The sequence below is a fragment of the Pseudomonas sp. AIG genome (assembly GCF_977020205.1).
This window is the reverse complement of the sequence record NZ_CDROCK010000024.1, coordinates 59,168-78,464: the sequence shown is the minus strand read 5'-3', so window position 1 is coordinate 78,464 and position 19,297 is coordinate 59,168. Positions and strand designations below refer to the sequence as shown.

The window sequence follows — 19,297 nt, the reverse complement described above, 5'->3', positions numbered from 1 at the left end:
CTTTTCAACTATCAGGACTGACTATGACCACAACTGACAATGCCCAATTGCCGGCCAGGCAAATAGAACCGATCAGGCTCGACAACCTGCTGATCAACTTCACTACCGAATTTCTGCGCATGTGGGACACCGAGGGCTCGCGAGCGAAGCCTGCTGCATTCTGGCGCCCTACCCCTGCCCCCGATTTACTGCCCGGTTACTTTCCGCTGGGCGATGTGGTGGCGCCAGCCCTGGGCGACATCAATGGCAAGAAAGTGGTGGCCGTGGTCTGCGAATCGGCGACGCCCAGTATCGATCCTGCCAAAGGCAAGGCCTTGTGCAGACCCAATGATTTTGAATTGATCTGGCGGGATTCCGGTTCGGGATCGAAAAGGGATGGCGCTATCTGGCGACCTGTTCCTCCCGACGGTTACGTAGCACTGGGATCGGTATGCTCCAACAGTCACGAAAAGCCCTCGCTTAACTCGATTCGCTGTGTTCGCGCCGATCTGGTGACGGCTTCCAGCAACAGCGATCCGCTGTGGAACGACAAGGGCAGCGGCGCACGACAAAGCATCAGCGTCTGGAGCGCGGTGCCGCCAGCCGCAGCATCGGGTGAAATTCATCTGGCGCCTGGCACTTTCGCCGGATTCAATGGCTATACGAAACCGGCGAACTTTCCGGTCCACTCGCTGCGCCTGCAGATTCCGCTTCAGATCAATCCGCGGCCTGCGGCACCCGTGCTTTGCGGGGAAGCACCGACTGCGCTGAGCGCGACGCAGCAGCCGACCTACACGGCCAGCCTGCCTTGGTTCACAGTGAAAGACCCGCTGCTGGCCCCCCTTGCGCAACTGCGCAATTCACCGGTCTACAAGCTGGAACGCACGGACCAATACGTGCTCATCGGTCATGCTCACAACACCGAAAGCACGAGCCAGACATTTCGCTGGACCGCGCACCGCGAGCAGAGAACCGACAGTCTGCGAGCATTCACCCACAGCACTTCAATAGCGTTTGGCGCTCAATGGCAAACCAATGTGCGCGCCCCCTTCCTGTTTTCGGCAAGGCTGGGGCACGATTTCACGCAATGTGAAATATATTCGAACGAATGGCTCAACACGGCGGCCATTGAAGTCGTCGCAGTGGTGGACGGCAACAGGTCCGTGGCGGCTTATCTGATTCAAAGTGACTACAGGCTGCTACGCACGGACGGAACACCGGTGGCAAACAGTTTCAGCTACACCGACGGCAGCAGCTTGCACATCAGCCAGTACGCAGCACAGGTGCCCATCGTGGTCCCTGCCGTGCAGCCGGTCGATTCCGAAACAACCGTAGACATCCCTGAGCCGGAGCAGACACTCACTCCCGCGCTGCCCGAGCAGGAAACAGCCGGCGTTACAGATACCGTCCCATGATCTCGTCAACCACGCCTTCTTTGCGCAATTGATCCAGCGCCGCCTGAAGCTTGGCGACGACGTCGTCGGAGACATCCTTGTTCAGCGCCAGATAGAGTTCTGCGCTGTTGAAGCGCAGCACGGTCTTGAGACCGCTGACACCGTCCTGCCGTGCCAGATAGCGCCCGGCGGGATCACCGGTGGCCCAGAGGTCGATCTGGCCATTGACCAGTTTCTTCGCGTTGTCCTGATCGCGTAGCACCACGATCGGCTTCAGGCCTTGTTTGGCCAATGTCTCGGCAATCGCATCGCCCTTGTAGGCGCCGACCTTGTACTTGCGCGCATCGTTGAGGGTTTCAAGGGTGATCTTGCTGTCAGCCTTGGCCAGCATGATCCAGTCATCAGGACCAATGGGACCCACCCATTTGAAGAGTTTTTCACGGTCCGGCAGGCGCGCCATCACAAAGGCGCCATAACCGGGATTTTCCAGTGCGAGTTTATAGACACGCTCCCATGGAAAACGCAGGGTCAGGCTATAGGTGACGCCGGCACGCTTGAACATCTCGCGCACAATGTCGGCGGCGATGCCATTGATGTTCTCGCCTTTGGCGAAGTTCTTGCCATCTTTCGCCATGTTGTACGGCGGAAAGTTTTCGGTGAGGAGCACCAGATCGGTGTCGGGACTGTTTTCGGCCCGGGCCGTGTTGATGAGCAACATCGAGGCGCTGGCGAGAACGAGAAGCAGGCGTTTGATCATGTCGGGCTACCGAAATCCATGGCGTGCCCAAGAGTGCCTTGGGTGCGCCATGCTGTCCACTGGCCTGTACGGAGTCAATGCACTGCAGTCGAGTGACAAGCGTCAGCAGGACGATTTTTTCAGTTGTTTTTCAACCAATAAAGCCAGTTTTGAAGAGCCTGCAACTCACATTTTGCTACAGCGCCAACAACACCAAAAAAACGAATTAAATTAAAGTTTCAATAACAATCAACATAACTTTCAGTCTAGACCAAGGATCGGTCATGAATTACAAATCAAAACTGACAACAACTCTCGCACTGCTAACAATTACATTCACGCTGACGTCTTGCGCATACAGTTTTCCGGAAGCCGCGGAGCCTGTTATTTTGAATAATGCTGACGGCCAGAACAATCATTTAAATGGCGTTGGGCAGATCATCAAAGGAGACCGTCGCTATTGCACCGCTTTTCTTATCGACACCCGCGACTCTGACAATAACTCGAACGGCCCGGCGTATATCCTGACCAACGGACATTGCGCCTCAATCTGGATTGGAACAGCCGCTGATATGGCCTATCAGGGCCAAATGCAATTCAACTATTTTCAAGACACTCTGCTCGATGCCAGGCTTTACGACATTCAACAGGTCAAGTGGGCAAGCCTCGCCGGCACCGATGTCGCGGTCATGGAATTGAACACTTCGCTGCAAGCGGTGATCGACGACGGCATCAATCCACTCAAGCTGGGACGCAACGCGCCTGAAAAACCCGGGCCGGTCAATGTCATCGGCGCACCCTTGAGCGCCCCGGGCCTCAGGCTTTCGTCCTGCACACAAGAGCCGGCAAACACCACGCTGATCAAGTACCTGACCGTCCATACCGATTATCAGAAGCAGGATTGCAAAGGCATCGAACCGGGCTCGTCCGGCTCCCCGGTCATGGACATCGCAACACGGGAAGTCACCGGTGTGATATCGGGAACCACCTACGGCATCACGGCAGACGATTTGTGCTTCTGGCATGGACTTTGTGCAAACCCTCCCCGTCAATCCTTATTGCCTGACCAGGCCAGTCAAAGTTTTCCGATCGATTACCTCATGCCCTGCTTCTCAGAGGGTCACTTCAACAGGGATGCACCGGCCTGTACGTTAAAGCCCGACTTCAACTTCAGAGCCAGAACCAATGCAGACATTAGTCTTTATAAAACACCGGATAAAGGCCATGAAAAGGGGCCAGACTGGGACATCAGGTTTTCAATGAGCACTGATTTCTTTCGATTTAAAACGGTGCGTGACGCATATGCCTGTTACTTGCCTGAACACTACAGCGACGCGATTAATATCAGTGCCGGCCTGGTTAATGAAACGATCGGCAACGAAGCGGGTTTGTATTATCTGTGCCTGATGGGCGTCGACTCAGTCCATCAGAAACTTATCGAGGGGAAATTGCGCAACGCGCAAATTCTGCCGGCACGCCTGGTCAATCCGGGCGGAATTCGACTGCCTGAACCAGCCCCGCACATCAAACCTGGCACTGAGGATCTGTTGATCGAATACCGTGAAACGACAGATAGCAATATCTGGACGCGGATATACGTTGGGGCTGTGAACTCAACGGACTGTGCAGCCATTGATTCCAGAAGCTACAGCAAGATCGACGACAGCTTTCTGGTACCCAACGATGCCCTGCCACTGACGCTGTGCAGCTACACCATGGATCGCGATTTCAATACTTCGGCTGTGCGTACAGAGATACTGCAAACACCTTGAGCCGTCGTGCGTCAACAAGCCGGGCGGTGTGCCCCCGATGGGGTTCCGCCCGGTAGTACACAGACTCGGCGGATTAGCGCATGACAATGCCGCGTTTGGCCATGTAGGCCTTGGCTTCCTGCACGGTGTATTCGCCGAAGTGGAAAATACTCGCCGCCAGTACCGCACTGGCGTGACCTTCGAGAATGCCGTCGGCCAGATGCTGCAAGTTGCCGACACCGCCGGAAGCGATCACTGGAATGCCCAGCGCATCGCTGATCGCGCGGGTGACGCCGAGGTCGAAGCCGTTTTTCATGCCGTCCTGATCCATGCTGGTCAGCAGGATTTCGCCGGCACCGAGGCCTTCCATTTTCTTCGCCCACTCGACCGCGTCGAGGCCGGTTGGCTTGCGCCCGCCGTGGGTGAAGATTTCCCAGCGCGGGGTTTCGCCCGGGCCAGAAACCTTTTTGGCGTCGATGGCGACAACGATGCACTGCGAACCGAAATGCTGCGCCGCTTCACCAACGAACTCCGGATTGAACACGGCAGCGGTGTTGATCGATACCTTGTCCGCACCGGCATTGAGCAGATTGCGAATGTCCTGCACGGTACGCACACCACCGCCGACGGTCAGCGGAATGAACACCTGACTGGCCATGCGTTCGACGGTATGCAGCGTGGTGTCGCGGCCATCGACGCTGGCGGTGATGTCGAGAAAAGTAATCTCGTCGGCGCCCTGCTCGTCGTAGCGACGGGCGATTTCCACCGGGTCACCGGCGTCGCGGATGTTCTCGAACTTCACACCTTTGACGACCCGGCCGTTGTCCACGTCCAGGCAAGGGATGATGCGTTTGGCCAGAGCCATGGTCAGTCCTCAGCCTTTGTACGAATCGCAGAAAGCTTGCGCTTCGGCGACGTCGAGGGTGCCTTCATAAATCGCCCGGCCGGTGATGGCGCCGATGATGCCCGGCGCCTTGGCGTCGAGCAGCGATTTGATGTCACCCAGATTGTGGATGCCGCCGGAGGCGATCACCGGGATCTTGGTAGCGGCAGCCAGCGCAGCGGTGAACGGCACGTTGCAGCCCTGCATCATGCCGTCTTTGGCGATGTCGGTATAAACGATCGAGGAGACGCCGTCGGCTTCAAACTGCTTGGCCAGGTCGATGACCTGCACGGTGCTGATTTCCGCCCAGCCATCGGTCGCAACAAAACCGTCTTTGGCATCCAGACCGACGATGATCTTGCCCGGGAACGCACGGCAGGCTTCAGCGACGAATGCAGGATCTTTAACGGCTTTGGTGCCGATGATCACGTAACTGACGCCAGCCTTGACGTAGTGCTCGATGGTTTCCAGCGAACGGATGCCGCCACCGATCTGGATCGGCAGAGTCGGGTAACGCTTGGCGATCGCGGTAACCACTTCGCCGTTGACTGGCTGACCCTCGAAAGCGCCGTTCAGATCGACCAGATGCAGACGGCGGCAACCGCCCTCCACCCACTTGGCAGCCATGCTCACCGGGTCATCGGAGAACACTGTGGAATCTTCCATGCGGCCCTGGCGCAGACGTACGCAGGCACCGTCTTTGAGATCGATAGCGGGAATAATCAGCATCTGGCAAACCTTCAAATTTGAATGTTCAGCTTGGCTCGGAAATCAGTTTTTCTCGAGCGCCCACAGGTCGCTTTCGATGCTTTCAAACCGCTCTTTGAGGTGGGTCTGCACATCGAAAATCGCCCTGTTGTAATAGTGCGGAGCAATTTCGCGGGTAAACAGCTCAAGAATTTCCGCCGCTTCGAACGAACCGAGGTCCAGTTCGAAACGGTCTTCCATGAACCGCTGAATCTTGCGATTGGCCTCGTTCTCCTGTTCGGGAGTGAGGGTCAGAATCGGCGGTTTGGTTTTCTTGGCAGCCATTTACCAGCGACCGTCCCACGCGGCGAAGTTCTGCAGCAATTGCAGGCCATGGGTATGGCTCTTCTCCGGGTGGAACTGCACGGCGAAACGCGAGCCATCGGCCAGCGCCGCAGCGAAATCGACGCCGTAATGACCGCCACCCACCACTTGCCGCGCATTGGCGGCGGCGATGTAGTAGCTGTGCACGAAGTAAAAACGCGCCATGTCCGGGATGTCATGCCACAGTGGGTGGCTGACCTTCTGCTTCACTTCGTTCCAGCCCATGTGCGGGACTTTCAGGTGCTCGCCGTCTTCATGCAGGTCTTTGCCGAAGAACTTCACTGCACCCGGAAACAGGCCGATGCAGTCGACGCCGTCGTTCTCTTCGCTGCTGTCGAGCAACGCTTGCATGCCGACACAGATGCCGAGGAACGGACGATCCTGACTGACTTCGCGCACCAGCGAGTCGAAGCCGAGGCGACGGATCTCCGCCATGCAGTCGCGAATCGCGCCAACACCGGGGAACACCACGCGGTCAGCTTCACGAATCACGTCCGCATCGCTGGTGATCAGCACTTTACCGGCGCCGACGTGCTCAAGGGCCTTGGCCACCGAGTGCAGGTTGCCCATGCCGTAATCGATAACTGCAACCGTCTGCATTACAGAACGCCTTTGGTCGATGGCATCTGCCCGGCCATGCGCTCGTCCAGCTCGACGGCCATGCGCAGCGCGCGGCCGAAAGCCTTGAACACGGTTTCGATCTGGTGGTGGGTATTGGTGCCGCGCAGGTTGTCGATGTGCAGGCTGACCAGTGCGTGATTGACGAAGCCCTGGAAGAATTCCTGGAACAGGTCAACGTCGAAGCCGCCGACGGTGGCGCGGGTGTACGGCACGTGCATCTGCAGGCCTGGACGACCGGAGAAGTCGATCACCACGCGCGACAGCGCTTCATCGAGCGGCACATAGGCGTGGCCGTAGCGACGAATGCCTTTTTTATCGCCGATGGCTTTGGCAAATGCCTGGCCGAGGGTGATACCGACGTCTTCCACCGTATGGTGGTCGTCGATATGCAGATCGCCCTTGCATTCAATATCCAGGTCGATCAACCCGTGACGGGCGATCTGATCCAGCATGTGCTCAAGAAAAGGAACACCGATATCGAATCGGGCCTTTCCGGTGCCATCAAGGTTGATCGAGGCTTTGATCTGGGTTTCCAGAGTGTCGCGCTCGACAGAAGCCTTACGTTCGGCCATCACCAGCTCCGCAAAATCATTGGGCGAAAAAGGCAGCCATTATAGGCACGCAGGAAGCAAACAGAAACACGAGAGGTGAGATGGCTGACGGATAGAATGCCCGGCTGTCGCGGGTAGACATGTCCATACAAGCCATTACAGGCAGCGCAAAAACAAATGTGGGAGCGAGCCTGCTCGCGAATGCGGTGGGTCAGCCAACAATTAAGTTGACTGACACTCCGTCTTCGCGAGCAGGCTCGCTCCCACAGGTTCGGTGTTTATTCAGCTAACACCTTAGTGAAACAGTACCGCCGTCTTCTGCAGGGTTACCCACACACCCCACGCCAACGGAATACCCACAGCCAACCACGCAGCGATTGCCAAAGGCTTGCTGCCCGGCGCGGCTTTCCACTCCAGAACCGTGCTGGCATCAGCACCTTTGTCGTGGCCCAGCGCCTGTTCGGCGGCCAGCTCAGCGTCGGTCATGAAGTACTTGTCGGCCACCGGACGCACCAACAGGTTGCACAGGAAACCCAGCACCAGCAGACCGGCGAGGATGTACAAGGTGATGTCGTAAGCGGCGGCGCGTTCAACGCCAATGCTCAACTGATATTCACGCAGGTAGTTCACCAATACCGGACCCAGCACGCCAGCGGCAGCCCAGGCAGTCAGCAGACGACCGTGGATCGCGCCAACCATCTGCGTACCGAACAGGTCGGCCAGATACGCCGGAACCGTGGCGAAACCGCCGCCGTACATCGACAGAATGATGCAGAACGCCGCTACGAACAGCGCAACGTTGCCCAAATGACCCATGTTCGGAATCAGCGCGTACAGGGCAAAACCCAGGGCGAAGAACACGAAGTAGGTGTTTTTGCGGCCCAGGTAGTCCGAGAACGAGGCCCAGAAGAAACGACCACCGATGTTGAACAGGCTCAGCAGACCGGTGAAACCGGCAGCGATCGCGGCAATCGAAGCCAGTTGCCCGGCGTCCAGTTGACCGAACGGCACATCAACACCCAGCAACTTGCCGCCGAACACTTCCTGCAGCAGCGGCGAAGCCATGCCGAGGATGCCGATACCGGCAGATACGTTCAGGCACAGCACCAGCCAGACCAGACGGAATTGCGGGGTTTTCCACGCCACATTCACATGCACGTGGCGGTTGGTGATCATTGCGTTCGCAGCTTTCTTCGCCGGAGCGGTCCAGCCTTCAGGTTTCCAGCCAGTTGGCGGAACGCGGTAAGCCAAAGCGCCGCCGATCATGAACACAAAGTAAATCGCCGCCATGGCCACGAAGCTCTGCCAGACGCCGACACCTTGCGCCGAGCCGAAGTGGCTCATCAGTGCGGTTGCCAGCGGTGCACCGACCATCGCGCCGCCACCGAAGCCCATGATTGCCATGCCGGTCGCCATGCCGCGCTTGTCCGGGAACCACTTGATCAGGGTCGAGACCGGCGAGATATAGCCCAAGCCGAGACCAATACCACCGATCACGCCGGAGCCGATCCACATCAGCCAGATCTGGTGGGTATAAATACCCAGCGCCGAAATCAGCAGACCGCCGCACCAGCACAGTGCCGATACCACACCGGCCTTGCGCGGACCTGCGTGCTCCAGCCAGCCACCCCAGATCGCTGCCGAGCAGCCGAGGAAGATGAAGAACAGCGTGTAGATCCAGCCGAGCATCGAGATCGGCCAATCACATTGCGACGAGAACACTTGTGCGATGAAGCTCATGTCCGGTGCGCAAGCCACCGGAGCAGTAACGCCCAGCGCCTTGGACAGCGGCAACCAGAACACCGAGAAGCCGTAGGCCATGCCGATGCACAGGTGGATGGCCAGAGCGGCCGGTGGCACCAGCCAACGGTTGAAACCGGGCTTGGCGATGATGCGTTCCTTGGACAGGAACGCGGGCTGATCGGCGTTGAGGCCGTCCGCCGTGATGCTCGTGCTCATTGTGTATCCCCCAATTATTAGTATGGTTCGCCAGCCACTGTTCACCCCCGGCCTTTATGCACGCAGGCATGACCGTTTTTTTGGGTGAAGCTCCTTGAAGGCGCGACGTTAAGTCGCAGAAGGACTGACGAACGGGCGAAGGTTACCATTTGCACGTGACAGAAAAACCAAACTGATATCACCTTTTTTATGTCATCTGTTCTCGTACCACCCAGGAAAACGCCATGCCGATCGTTGTTCAAGCCTTGAAAGACGCCAGTTATCAGGATCAACAGGATCTGCAGAAGATCTATCGCGATGCGCCAGAATGGCTGTTCGCACCGTTTTGCGGGGAGACCAGCCTGATCGACAGCGTCCTCGCCGACGGGACTTTCATTGCCGGGCGCTTCAACGACCGCTTGCTCGGTGCCGGTCGCCTGCAAAGGCATCAAGGCGTCTGGTACTTGTCCCATTTATGCGTACGAAAAGTTACCCGTCGCCGTGGCGTTGCCGAACGGCTGGTGAACCAAGCGCAGAAAATGGCGTCGCAAGCGGGGGCGGAACTGCGCCTGCTGGCGCCTGATGGACATGTTGAGGCTCAGGCACTCGCCGCGAAGTTGCAGGTGCCGCTGGAGGTCCTGGCAACATGACGTCACAGCGAACCGGGTAGTTGCAGCGCTATACTCCCCGGCTAAATAACGAATTCGACTAACTACAAGGACTCGCCCATGAAAGCGTTCGGCAAAATCCTGGGTCTGGTACTTCTCGGGCTGTTGCTGATCATTGTGGCGGCAGGTTTTGCCCTGACCCACCTCTTCGATCCCAACGATTACAAAGACGAGATCCGCCAGATAGCCCGCGACAAGGCCCACATCGAGCTGACGCTCAATGGCGATATCGGCTGGAGCCTGTTCCCCTGGCTCGGCCTGGAACTGCACGAGGCCAGCGTCGCCACCCTGGTCAAACCTGCCGAACCGTTTGCCGATTTGCAGATGCTCGGCCTGTCCGTGCGTGTGCTGCCGCTGCTGCGCCGCGAAGTGCAAATGAGCGACGTGCGCGTCGAAGGCCTGAACCTGCGCCTCAATCGCGACAAGGACGGCCACGGCAACTGGGAAGACATCGGCAAGGTCCCCGCCCCCGCCGGCGCAACGCCGCCAGCCGCTACGCCGGGCCAATCGGCCAGCGAAGCACCTGTTGCGGTGGAAAAGCCGCCGCAGCCGATCCGCCTCGACATCGACAGCCTGACCGTCAACAACGCGCGCGTTGAGTACAACGACGAGAAGACCGGCAAGCAGTTCAGCGCCGAGAGCATCCAGTTGAGCACCGGACCGGTGCACGATTCGACCAATATCCCGGTGAAAGCCACCGCGTTCCTCGGCACCAACCAACCGGTTCTACGCGTGCGCACAGAACTCACCGGCGAGTTGCGCATCGAGCGCGCCCTGCAACGCTACAAGTTCGAGGATATGAAGCTCTCCGGTGAACTGGCTGGCGATCCGTTGCAAGGCAAGACCATGACGTTCGCAGCTCAGGGCCAGATATCGCTGGACAAAGCCGCGAACGTCGCCGAATGGACCGGTATCAAGATCTCTGCAAACCAGTTGCGCGCCTTGGGCGAGCTGAAAGCCAACGACCTCGACAAGACCCCGCAGATCACCGGCGGCCTCTCCATCGCCCAGTTCGATCTGGCGAAGTTCGTCGACAGCATCGGTCAGAAACTCCCGGCCATGGCCGAAGGCAGCCTGAGCAAAGTCGAACTGGTCAGCCGAGTGGCCGCCACGCCAACCAGCGTCGCTTTCGATAACATCAACCTGAAACTCGACGACAGCAGCTTCAGCGGCCGCATCGCCGTCGAAGACTTCGCCAAGCAGTCGCTGCGCGCTGTGCTCAAGGCTGACACGTTCAACGCTGATCGTTACCTGCCGCCAAAATCGGAAAAAGCCACCAGCGCCACGCAAACGCGTCAGGCCGAAGTCGCCAGCACCGAAGCCGATGCGATGGCCGGCGCGGGTTCCACGCCGCTGCCGGACAAACCGAGCAAAACCGCCTGGAGTACCGAGCGCCTGCTGCCGGTTGAGCGCCTGGCCAAACTCGACGTCGATGCCGATCTGAGCTTCGGCCTGCTGACCCTCGACAAATTGCCGATCCAGAACGCCGCACTGAAAGCCACCGGCCAGGGCGGCCTGCTGACCCTGACCAACCTGAGCGGCGAGCTGTACAACGGCGGCTTCGCAGCCAACGGCACACTTGATGTGCGCCCGAGCGCGCCAGTGCTGAACCTGCAGACCAGACTCAACCGCGTCCCCGTAGAAAAAATCCTCGAAAGCCAAGGCAAGAACCCGCCGGTCAAAGGTCTGGTAACCCTCACCAGCAACGTCACCGGCAGCGGTAACAGCCAGCAGGCACTGATCGATACGCTTAACGGCAACGCCAACTTCGTGATCAACAACGGCGTGCTGCTCAACGCCAACCTTGAGCAGCAACTGTGCAAAGGCATCGCCACGCTCAACCGCAAAACCCTCAGCGGCGAGCCACGCGGCAAGGACACACCGTTCCAGGAGCTGAAAGGCAACCTGACCTTCCGCAATGGCATTGCCAGCAACCCGGATCTGAAGGTGCGTATCCCCGGCATGACCGTCAACGGTGACGGCGACATCGACCTGCGTGTGCTCGGCATGGATTACCGCGTCGGCATCATCGTCGAAGGCGACACCAGCGCCATGCCGGATCCGGCCTGTCAGGTCGGCGAAAAATTCGTCGGTATCGAGTGGCCGCTGCGCTGCCGCGGCCCGCTGGAACTGGGCGCCAAGGCCTGCCGCGTCGACAACGATCGCCTCGGTCAGGTCGCGACCAAACTCGCTGGCGACAAACTCAGTGAAAAGATCGACGAGAAACTCGGTGACAAGGTCAGCCCGGAACTGAAAAACGCATTGAAGGGGCTGTTCAAGCGATGAGAGCGGAGCAATTTTCCACGGCGGTGCGGGAGTGGTTCGACCGCCACGGCCGCCACGATTTGCCTTGGCAGCAAAACATCAACCCGTATCGGGTGTGGGTGTCGGAGATCATGTTGCAGCAGACCCAGGTCAGCACCGTGCTCAACTATTTCGACCGTTTCATGGCCGCGCTGCCGACGGTTGAAGCACTGGCCGAAGCGCCCGAAGACGAAGTGCTGCATCTGTGGACCGGGCTCGGTTACTACACCCGCGCGCGCAATTTGCAGAAGACCGCGAAGATCGTTGTCAGCCAGTACGGCGGCGAATTTCCGCGTGACGTCGAAAAGCTTACGGATCTGCCGGGCATTGGTCTGTCCACTGCCGGCGCCATCGCCAGTATCAGCATGGGCCTGCGTGCGCCGATCCTCGACGGCAACGTCAAACGCGTGCTGGCGCGCTTTACTGCGCAAGAGGGCTATCCCGGCGAGCCGAAGGTCGCCAAACAGCTTTGGGCCAACGCTGAGCGCTTTACGCCGCACGATCGGGTCAACGCCTATACCCAGGCGATGATGGATCTTGGCGCAACACTCTGCACCCGCAGCAAGCCGAGCTGCCTGCTGTGTCCGCTGGAGCGTGGCTGCGAAGCGCACATGCTCGGCCTGGAAACCCGCTACCCGATTCCCAAGCCGCGCAAAGCCATCCCGCAAAAGCGCACGCTGATGCCGATGCTGGCGAACGGCGAAGGGGCAATTCTGCTTTACCGTCGTCCCTCAACGGGTTTGTGGGGCGGTTTGTGGAGCCTGCCGGAACTCGATGACCTCGACGACCTGCAACATCTCGCCGATCAGCACTCGCTGACCATGGGCGAGCAGCAGGCGCTGCCGAGCCTTGTCCATACGTTCAGCCATTTCCAGCTGTCCATCGAACCCTGGCTGGTTCAGGTGCAGGAGGCCGCCCATCACGTGGCCGAGGCCGACTGGCTCTGGTATAACCTCGCCACCCCGCCGCGCCTGGGCCTCGCCGCCCCGGTCAAAACCTTGCTCGAACGCGCGGCCGCCGTCTTGAATGCAGGAGAGTCGCCATGACCCGCACTATCATGTGCCGTAAGTACAAAGAAGAATTGCCCGCGCTGGAACGTGCTCCTTTCCCGGGCGCAAAAGGTCAGGATATTTTTGACCACGTCTCGGCCAAGGCCTGGGCGGACTGGCAAAAACACCAGACCCTGCTGATCAACGAAAAACGTCTGAACATGATGAACGCCGAAGATCGCAAATATCTTCAGGGCGAAATGGACAAGTACTTCTCCGGTGAGGAATACGCCAAGGCCGAAGGCTACGTTCCGCCCGCAGAGTAAACCCCGCAAAATCGGGGGTCGGATCGTAAGCGACGGAATTAATTTAAGAAATTTTAAAAAAGTCGTTGACGTAAATCCGAAAAACCCTTTTAATGCGCCCCGTTGCCCAGATAGCTCAGTCGGTAGAGCAGGGGATTGAAAATCCCCGTGTCGGCGGTTCGATTCCGTCTCTGGGCACCAAATACCGAAAACCCTGAATCGCAAGATTCAGGGTTTTTTTATGCCTGCGATTTAACAGGCCGCGCTTCATCCCCTCTTTCAGTGCTTTTGCTGGCCATTATTTTGATGTTAGGCTCCGTCAGCTTTTTCCGGCAGGTCATTGCTGACTGTCGAGAATGTTCGCCGGGCAGTTCAGCCCTGATGACCGGCATTTAACGCATTACCCAATTAACGCACTCCGCGCGCTCTAATCATCGGAACCTACCGAGGTTATTGCTGGCAGCAGGAGAGTTGCGTCTGCAAGCAGGATCGCTTGCAGAACAAAGACCCCTCATAAAGTTGTCATGGAGGACAAGACCTCAGCGCAGGTCATCTGCTGTTGTTTCAACTGTCAGGCAAGCGACAGCAAACACTAACCCGGCATTCAACACTTGTTTGAACTGTCGCGTCACAGCGCCCTGTGCCCTCCCGAAAAAACCAGACCTGTATCAACTCGCCCACGTCCGGATCTGTGCGTGCGCTCGGCACGCATTGCATCATCGAAACAGCCAACAGCTCCCACAAAAAATATAACGGGAGCCGATACGACAGGGATGTAACCAATGACCGAAGTCCTACAACAAACCAATAAAACCGTTGAGTCTTTAGTTGAACAGGAAGTCAGAACTTTCAGTTTTGACACGCAACAGGCAACGCTGCTGCACACCTTCTCCGAAGAACTGGCAACTATGGGCGGGCCACAAGTCGCCGGCGCCAAGTCCAAGGCCTCGCTGGCAGCGACCGAGTTGAAGTTTTCGTTTTCCAAGGATCAATGTGAACTGCTGGGCGCTTACTCCGACGGCCTCGTTTCCCTGCTGATTTTCGAAGGCATGCAAACATTCACCGAGACCAGCCCACCGGATGAACTTCCCGAACTGGCCGCTCTGGAGAATCGTCACGACGTACTTTGCCTGGCGGCACGCAATCAGATTCTGTTGAAACTGGTGGATAACAGCTCCTTCGCCTACGACATGGACAACGAAGGCAAACTGGTCCGGCTCGTCGCCAACTTCAAGGGCGGTGGACTGACCAAAATCAATGACGAACCGGAAATCAAAGAGCTGAGTTCCCACTCCGGTCTCGCCCTCGGCCCGCACACCGAAGCGCCGTACTGGTGCGCCGTCAACGCGAAAGACGGGCACTCGCCCTCGCCTTCGTCGTTGATTCTATCGGCCCTGTGGAATCCAAGCCTGGAGCCCACCTCGGTGATTCCGCTGCCACCTCTGCTGGATGAAATCGGCGTCACTGGGTGCCTCGCACTCACAACGGGCAGCTTCCAGTTCACCCGCAGCGACTCTTTCGTCAACGGCAAGGGCGAAGACGGGCGTAATGTTTCGATTCTGGAGTTCGATGACAACGTCGGATTCGCCGCGCGATTCAACTCGTACCGTTTTTCCGTCAACGACAACGCTTCGGACTTTGTCAAAGAGGCGTATTCCGCGCTTTGCCAAAGCGTGGGTAAAGCAACACCGGTTCAATACACACTGACGCAAGAGTCGGCCATGGTGATCAATAACGTCCGGGCCCTGCACTGTCGTGATGTCATCAAAGACAATCGCCGCGTACTGGTGCGCATCTTCGGCCTGTCGAAGTTCTCCTCGCCGATTGTCATTTCCGACGATCCGCTGCTGATACAGGGCTGATATTCACCGCAGGCAAGGCTGTTGAATGGCCAGTCATGTGGATGGCTGGCCAATAACTATAAAAGGGAAAATGTAATGGCTTGGGATGTAATTGGCATGTTGGCGCTTGTGGCTTTTTGCGCCGGTTTTTTTGATGCGATTGCCGGGGGTGGCGGTTTGATTACTTTGCCGGCCTTGTTTCTGGCCGGCGTCGACCCGATCAGTGCGATTGCCACAAACAAGTTTCAGGCCGCGTCGGCGACTATTTCAGCCACGGTCACTTTTGCTCGCAAAGGCATGATTGAATGGCGCGAGGGGCGCTTCCTGGTTATCTGCGCATTCCTGGGGGGCGCCAGCGGGGCACTCTTGGTCAGTTCTATTGATAAGCGCTATCTGGAAGTGTGCGTGCCCGTCATGCTTATTCTGGTGGCGATCTACTTTGCGCTCTCGCCAAAACTGGCCAATGAAGATCGTCGCAAGAGAATCGGCATTCTGCTGTTCTCGTTCACCGTGGCGCCGATCCTGGGCTTCTACGACGGTATCTTCGGTCCGGGTGTAGGCTCGTTCTTTATCGTCGGTTTCGTGCTGCTCTGCGGGCTTGGCATGATGCGGGCCATGAGCTTTACCAAACTGGCCAACGCTTCGTGCAACCTAGGGTCACTGTCAGTCTTCATCACCAAAGGCGTGATCATCTGGCCGATCGCGATTGCCATGGCGCTGGCAGCCTTCCTCGGCGCACAACTGGGTGCCAGAGCCGCTGTCCGGGTCGGCTCACGCTTGATCAAACCCATGTTGATCGTGGTCTGCTGCGCCCTGGCGATCAAGCTGTTGAGCGTGGAGACCAATCCATTGCGCGTTGCCGTCCTCCACACCCTGGCAGCCTTGTGATCAATCGGCTGGCGTTGACCGGCGCATCTCGACTTCGGTCTCGGTTGCAGTTCGACGAGGCGCCAACCGGCCCTGAGTTTTTCTTTTCGCAAACCTTCGCGGGCTACCAATTGGAAGGTCGGGTACTGGCGGGCTGCGCCGGAGAATCGCCAATGCCAACAGTGTTGGCGATTCACGGTGCCCGCTCTGACTATTCGCGACTCAACGCCATTCTGCATCCCTTGCAGGCGCTGGGTGTTGCCAGCCTGAGCTTCAATCTTTCAGGTCACAACCCCTGCGCCGACATCGCTCTTGAAAAGACTTCGCTGGCGCACAACCTTCAGGAGGCTTTGCAGTTTGCCGGTCATCTGGGCGCCGAACTCAACACCGTGATCGGTCACAGTCTGGGGGGCGCAGTGGCGCTCAAGGTGGCGCAAGCGCATTGCGCTTCAGTCAGACGCATTGTGCTGTTCTGTCCCGCCCTGTACGCGGAGGCGGCTTGGCAGCAACCGTTTGGTCCACCGTTCAAACGTGCCATTTCTGAGCCTTACGGTTTTCTCGACTCGCCATCGCTGGATTTCTTGCGCACGTTCGAAGGGGAGGTCTTGCTGGTGATCGGCGAATACGACGGCCTTCGATCAACCGCGTTTGGCGGGATCGCCGGTACATCTGCCGGGACGCAGCAACTGGGCCCGCGCATGATCAATAGCGCCATTCCCTATGAGGTTATCGAGGCCATTGAAAAGAGCCTGGGCCCCCATCAATTCAGAAAGATCGTGCTGCCGGGTTGCGACCACGCTGTATCTACGTGGTTCAGGGAAAACCCGCTACGCGCCGCAGAGTTGGCGAACGAGATAACGCAGTTCATCAATGCCGGAAACAGGTCCCAAGTGTCATGAACCAAAGGAAAACCCGCGTCCCTCTGCCCCATCCGCCACCCTATCGCCCAAGTCGGGTGACTTACTGGCTGACTGTTCTCGTTGCTCTGCTGATTACTGTCGCCATCGGGTTGTCGATCTGGATGCTGATCGACAGCTGGATCACCGGCTCTATCACCACCAATAACCGCGGCCCGCGCAGCACCTACACCCTGGCCCTGCAACCTCGGCAGTTCTGGTTCGAGTTTGTCTGGCAGAGCGTTGGCACAGTGTTTCTGCTGGCAGTTGGAGTGTTCGGCGTGTGGATCTATCGCAAAGTGCAAGAGCCCGTGCACACGCCGAAGAGCAAGCGCCGCGCAAAGAAAACCTAAAGCGTATTGATGTAATCCACCGGCAGCAAAACCGTGTCCAGAGCGGCGTCCACTGGCAGGGATACAACGGTGATAACCGGACAGACAATCATCATGTAACAGACGATCGCCGCCGGCATGCCATCGCTACCACCACCACGCACACCCAGCAGGTGAAGGCTGCCATCAACCCCTCGGTAATACTGGGCATCGGACAAACCGTCATTCAAACGCCCGATAAACGTTCCGCAGCCGGTCAACTGCAATACCAGGCCGATGACACCAACAGCACGCAAAATCCCTTTCAAACCAGCGCTTCCTTACATCACACAATATGAGGCGCGGGATTGTACCCGCGCCCAGGCTTTGCAATCACATCCATCGCTATCCCGCGTCATTCCAGTGGAACACCAGATTGCGCGGAACACCTGCGCCAACGTCTGTCACGTCGCGCCGCGTTTCGCCTTTACGCGTGGCCACCACCGTGTACTTGCCGGGTGGTAGTTGCACGTATACCAACGGGCCCGTCTGGTTAAGCGTCAGTAGGGTTTGCCCTGGCGACTTTTCAATCATCACATCGACATCAGCGGTGTACTCGTCTTGCGCGCCCACAGCGAACGTCATGTGCAGGTTGTAACCGCCGGTTTGTTGAATGGCCTTCGCCTCATCCTCACCGATCCCGCCGGCCAGATAAGTGACGCCGTTCTGTTGTTGCTGCTGAACTTGCACCCCGGCACTGTCGATAGGTTCAAGACTGGCTGCCTGCACCATCACCGGAAACAGCAATGCAGCGACGGCGGCGATGGGCAGCATGAATGAAAGAACGCGTTTCATGATCACGACTCCCGGGTTCTTGCAGAACCCAACCGTTACTCCCGTTAGATTTTGCGTATCGGGGCGGGTTTTAGATTGTTTGGAACTTGGCGCATGTACGAAATGGACTACAGGCCATTACCCTATGACGCCTCTTTCAGCGGCAACGTCCTGCAACATCAATCCCTTCTTCCGTCCCACATCACCGGCTCGCCCGACATACCCACGCGGCGACTCTTGGCATGCTTTGACGCCTGTATCCAACGATGTGGAAGAGCCGATGAGCCCGCTAAAACCTGCTGACACGCAAGACCCGAAAATCGATTCGTTGCTGGGGGAGCTGGGCGAACTGATTCGCCAGGCGCGGCAAAAAGTGCTGCGTGCGGTGGACACGATTCAAGTGCAGACCTGCTGGCAGATCGGCAGGCATATTGTCGAATTTGAACAAGAGGGAGCCCAGCGTGCGGGCTATGGCAAACAGTTGCTCGTGTTGTTGGCGAAAGATCTGACGGCGCAATTCGGGAAGGGTTTTGACGCTTCCAACCTGCGTTATATGCGCCTCTTTTATCAGGCGTTTCCAATTCGTGACGCACTGCGTCACGAATTGAGCTGGACCCACTATCGTCGGCTTCTGGGCGTGACCAATGAAAAAGCACGCCATTGGTACATGGACGAATGCGCCAACCTGAACTGGTCAAGCCGCGCCCTCGATCGCCAGATCCTCACGCTCTACTACGAGCGGCTTCTCATGAGTCGCGACAAAGCCGATGTCATCGAAGAAGCCACCACCAACATCGAAGCGCTGAAATGCAACCCGCGTGAATTCATTCGCGATCCCGTGATGCTCGAGTTTCTCGGTCTACCCTCGGCAGGCAAGGTCAGGGAAAGCGGTCTCGAACAAGCTCTGATCGACCATCTGCAGGGCTTTCTGCTTGAGCTGGGCAAAGGCTTTTCCTTTGTCGCCCGCCAACAACGCATCAGTACCGACGGCGTCGATCTGTACATCGATCTGGTGTTCTACAACTACCTGCTCAAATGCTTTGTGATCATTGATCTCAAGCGCGGCAAGCTCAGCGCCCGCGATGTCGGACAGATGGACATGTATGTGCGCATGTACGACGAACTCATGCGCAGCGAGGGCGACAAGCCGACAGTCGGGATTATTCTGTCTGCCGAGAGCAACGACTCGGTGGCGCGCTACTCAATGCTCAAGGGTAATGAGCAACTGTTCGCCAGCAGTTACAAAACGATACTGCCGAGTGAAGACGAGTTACGCGCGGAACTCAATCGCGAGCAGGCGTTGATCGAAGAGCGCATGCTCACTCAATCCACCGAGTAAAACTTGCGGATTGTTGCCG

The 19,297-nt window shown here is 57.9% G+C and carries 20 protein-coding genes and 1 tRNA gene; 12 read left to right on the top strand and 9 right to left on the bottom strand.

The annotated features are described in order from the left end of the window. The first annotated feature begins 23 nt into the window (after positions 1-23). On the top strand, positions 24-1,394 hold the full coding sequence (locus tag ACWR1S_RS15495) for a Vps62-related protein (RefSeq protein WP_454564102.1): 1,371 nt from the start codon (positions 24-26) through the stop codon (positions 1,392-1,394). Here the strand turns inward: ACWR1S_RS15495 and ACWR1S_RS15490 are convergent. After that, positions 1,375-2,130, bottom strand: a complete 756-nt coding sequence (locus tag ACWR1S_RS15490; RefSeq protein ID WP_454564101.1) for a substrate-binding periplasmic protein — start codon at positions 2,128-2,130, stop codon at positions 1,375-1,377. The genes ACWR1S_RS15495 and ACWR1S_RS15490 overlap by 20 nt on opposite strands. Before the next feature lie 263 nt (positions 2,131-2,393). On the opposite strand from ACWR1S_RS15490, the gene ACWR1S_RS15485 reads away from it, so the two are divergent. Further along, positions 2,394-3,881, top strand: coding sequence for a trypsin-like serine peptidase (locus tag ACWR1S_RS15485; protein ID WP_454564100.1), 1,488 nt, complete (start codon positions 2,394-2,396; stop codon positions 3,879-3,881). Between the two features lie 73 nt (positions 3,882-3,954). Here the strand turns inward: ACWR1S_RS15485 and hisF are convergent, their stop codons facing one another. The 6 genes from hisF to ACWR1S_RS15455 form a co-directional block, all read right to left on the bottom strand. Then, a complete protein-coding gene (gene hisF, locus ACWR1S_RS15480; protein ID WP_007909211.1) occupies positions 3,955-4,725 on the bottom strand; it encodes an imidazole glycerol phosphate synthase subunit HisF in 771 nt (256 codons plus the stop codon). A gap of 9 nt (positions 4,726-4,734) precedes the next feature. Beyond that, positions 4,735-5,472, bottom strand: coding sequence for a 1-(5-phosphoribosyl)-5-[(5-phosphoribosylamino)methylideneamino]imidazole-4-carboxamide isomerase (hisA, locus tag ACWR1S_RS15475; RefSeq protein ID WP_007909210.1), 738 nt, complete (start codon positions 5,470-5,472; stop codon positions 4,735-4,737). Between the two features lie 42 nt (positions 5,473-5,514). Then, a complete protein-coding gene (locus ACWR1S_RS15470; protein ID WP_008080554.1) occupies positions 5,515-5,775 on the bottom strand; it encodes a DUF2164 domain-containing protein in 261 nt (86 codons plus the stop codon). After that, positions 5,776-6,414, bottom strand: coding sequence for an imidazole glycerol phosphate synthase subunit HisH (hisH, locus tag ACWR1S_RS15465; protein ID WP_311885034.1), 639 nt, complete (start codon positions 6,412-6,414; stop codon positions 5,776-5,778). Further along, entirely contained in the window at positions 6,414-7,007 is a 594-nt protein-coding gene (gene hisB, locus ACWR1S_RS15460) for an imidazoleglycerol-phosphate dehydratase HisB (protein ID WP_007909204.1), read from the bottom strand. The genes hisH and hisB overlap by 1 nt, the downstream gene beginning before the upstream one ends. A gap of 273 nt (positions 7,008-7,280) precedes the next feature. Beyond that, positions 7,281-8,945 carry an OFA family MFS transporter gene (locus ACWR1S_RS15455; RefSeq protein ID WP_454564099.1) on the bottom strand — a complete coding sequence of 555 codons (1,665 nt, stop codon included), beginning with the start codon at positions 8,943-8,945 and terminating at the stop codon, positions 7,281-7,283. 224 nt (positions 8,946-9,169) lie between these two features. Between ACWR1S_RS15455 and ACWR1S_RS15450 the strand changes: the two genes are divergently transcribed. The 9 genes from ACWR1S_RS15450 to ACWR1S_RS15410 all read left to right on the top strand — a co-directional run bounded on the left by ACWR1S_RS15450 (position 9,170) and on the right by ACWR1S_RS15410 (position 17,147). Further along, on the top strand, positions 9,170-9,574 hold the full coding sequence (locus tag ACWR1S_RS15450; RefSeq protein WP_454564098.1) for an acetyl-CoA sensor PanZ family protein: 405 nt from the start codon (positions 9,170-9,172) through the stop codon (positions 9,572-9,574). A 78-nt stretch (positions 9,575-9,652) separates the two neighbouring features. Beyond that, positions 9,653-11,878 carry an AsmA family protein gene (locus tag ACWR1S_RS15445; RefSeq protein ID WP_454564097.1) on the top strand — a complete coding sequence of 742 codons (2,226 nt, stop codon included), beginning with the start codon at positions 9,653-9,655 and terminating at the stop codon, positions 11,876-11,878. After that, positions 11,875-12,942 (top strand): A/G-specific adenine glycosylase, encoded by a 1,068-nt coding sequence (mutY, locus tag ACWR1S_RS15440; protein WP_454564096.1) that lies wholly within the window; start codon positions 11,875-11,877, stop codon positions 12,940-12,942. Before ACWR1S_RS15445 ends, mutY begins: the two co-directional genes overlap by 4 nt. Next, the gene (locus ACWR1S_RS15435) at positions 12,939-13,211 is read left to right on the top strand and encodes an oxidative damage protection protein (protein WP_008024947.1); all 273 of its coding nucleotides are present in this window, start codon (positions 12,939-12,941) and stop codon (positions 13,209-13,211) included. The genes mutY and ACWR1S_RS15435 overlap by 4 nt, the downstream gene beginning before the upstream one ends. Positions 13,212-13,315: 104 nt before the next feature. Then, positions 13,316-13,391, top strand: a tRNA-Phe gene (locus ACWR1S_RS15430). 581 nt (positions 13,392-13,972) lie between these two features. Then, positions 13,973-15,052: a hypothetical protein gene (locus tag ACWR1S_RS15425; RefSeq protein WP_454564095.1), complete on the top strand. Its 1,080-nt coding sequence runs from the start codon at positions 13,973-13,975 to the stop codon at positions 15,050-15,052. Between the two features lie 75 nt (positions 15,053-15,127). Next, positions 15,128-15,919, top strand: coding sequence for a TSUP family transporter (locus ACWR1S_RS15420; RefSeq protein WP_454564094.1), 792 nt, complete (start codon positions 15,128-15,130; stop codon positions 15,917-15,919). Then, positions 15,916-16,797, top strand: coding sequence for an alpha/beta hydrolase (locus ACWR1S_RS15415; RefSeq protein ID WP_454564093.1), 882 nt, complete (start codon positions 15,916-15,918; stop codon positions 16,795-16,797). Before ACWR1S_RS15420 ends, ACWR1S_RS15415 begins: the two co-directional genes overlap by 4 nt. Continuing rightward, entirely contained in the window at positions 16,794-17,147 is a 354-nt protein-coding gene (locus tag ACWR1S_RS15410) for a hypothetical protein (RefSeq protein WP_116029282.1), read from the top strand. Before ACWR1S_RS15415 ends, ACWR1S_RS15410 begins: the two co-directional genes overlap by 4 nt. Here ACWR1S_RS15410 and ACWR1S_RS15405 read toward each other — a convergent pair. After that, positions 17,144-17,434, bottom strand: coding sequence for a YceK/YidQ family lipoprotein (locus ACWR1S_RS15405; protein ID WP_454564092.1), 291 nt, complete (start codon positions 17,432-17,434; stop codon positions 17,144-17,146). The two genes, ACWR1S_RS15410 and ACWR1S_RS15405, sit on opposite strands and share 4 nt — an antisense overlap. 76 nt (positions 17,435-17,510) lie before the next feature. After that, positions 17,511-17,960 (bottom strand): carboxypeptidase regulatory-like domain-containing protein, encoded by a 450-nt coding sequence (locus ACWR1S_RS15400; RefSeq protein WP_454564091.1) that lies wholly within the window; start codon positions 17,958-17,960, stop codon positions 17,511-17,513. A gap of 259 nt (positions 17,961-18,219) precedes the next feature. Between ACWR1S_RS15400 and ACWR1S_RS15395 the strand changes: the two genes are divergently transcribed. Then, positions 18,220-19,278, top strand: coding sequence for a PDDEXK nuclease domain-containing protein (locus ACWR1S_RS15395; RefSeq protein WP_454564090.1), 1,059 nt, complete (start codon positions 18,220-18,222; stop codon positions 19,276-19,278). Positions 19,279-19,297 lie beyond the last annotated feature (19 nt).

Bases quoted from the DNA above. Each gene is read 5' to 3' on its own strand.
- ACWR1S_RS15495 (WP_454564102.1), top strand. From the start codon at position 24: ATGACCACAACTGACAATGCCCAATTGCCGGCCAGGCAAATAGAACCG.
- ACWR1S_RS15490 (WP_454564101.1), bottom strand. From the start codon at position 2,130: ATGATCAAACGCCTGCTTCTCGTTCTCGCCAGCGCCTCGATGTTGCTC.
- ACWR1S_RS15485 (WP_454564100.1), top strand. From the start codon at position 2,394: ATGAATTACAAATCAAAACTGACAACAACTCTCGCACTGCTAACAATT.
- hisF (WP_007909211.1), bottom strand. From the start codon at position 4,725: ATGGCTCTGGCCAAACGCATCATCCCTTGCCTGGACGTGGACAACGGC.
- hisA (WP_007909210.1), bottom strand. From the start codon at position 5,472: ATGCTGATTATTCCCGCTATCGATCTCAAAGACGGTGCCTGCGTACGT.
- ACWR1S_RS15470 (WP_008080554.1), bottom strand. From the start codon at position 5,775: ATGGCTGCCAAGAAAACCAAACCGCCGATTCTGACCCTCACTCCCGAA.
- hisH (WP_311885034.1), bottom strand. From the start codon at position 6,414: ATGCAGACGGTTGCAGTTATCGATTACGGCATGGGCAACCTGCACTCG.
- hisB (WP_007909204.1), bottom strand. From the start codon at position 7,007: ATGGCCGAACGTAAGGCTTCTGTCGAGCGCGACACTCTGGAAACCCAG.
- ACWR1S_RS15455 (WP_454564099.1), bottom strand. From the start codon at position 8,945: ATGAGCACGAGCATCACGGCGGACGGCCTCAACGCCGATCAGCCCGCG.
- ACWR1S_RS15450 (WP_454564098.1), top strand. From the start codon at position 9,170: ATGCCGATCGTTGTTCAAGCCTTGAAAGACGCCAGTTATCAGGATCAA.
- ACWR1S_RS15445 (WP_454564097.1), top strand. From the start codon at position 9,653: ATGAAAGCGTTCGGCAAAATCCTGGGTCTGGTACTTCTCGGGCTGTTG.
- mutY (WP_454564096.1), top strand. From the start codon at position 11,875: ATGAGAGCGGAGCAATTTTCCACGGCGGTGCGGGAGTGGTTCGACCGC.
- ACWR1S_RS15435 (WP_008024947.1), top strand. From the start codon at position 12,939: ATGACCCGCACTATCATGTGCCGTAAGTACAAAGAAGAATTGCCCGCG.
- ACWR1S_RS15425 (WP_454564095.1), top strand. From the start codon at position 13,973: ATGACCGAAGTCCTACAACAAACCAATAAAACCGTTGAGTCTTTAGTT.
- ACWR1S_RS15420 (WP_454564094.1), top strand. From the start codon at position 15,128: ATGGCTTGGGATGTAATTGGCATGTTGGCGCTTGTGGCTTTTTGCGCC.
- ACWR1S_RS15410 (WP_116029282.1), top strand. From the start codon at position 16,794: ATGAACCAAAGGAAAACCCGCGTCCCTCTGCCCCATCCGCCACCCTAT.
- ACWR1S_RS15400 (WP_454564091.1), bottom strand. From the start codon at position 17,960: ATGAAACGCGTTCTTTCATTCATGCTGCCCATCGCCGCCGTCGCTGCA.
- ACWR1S_RS15395 (WP_454564090.1), top strand. From the start codon at position 18,220: ATGAGCCCGCTAAAACCTGCTGACACGCAAGACCCGAAAATCGATTCG.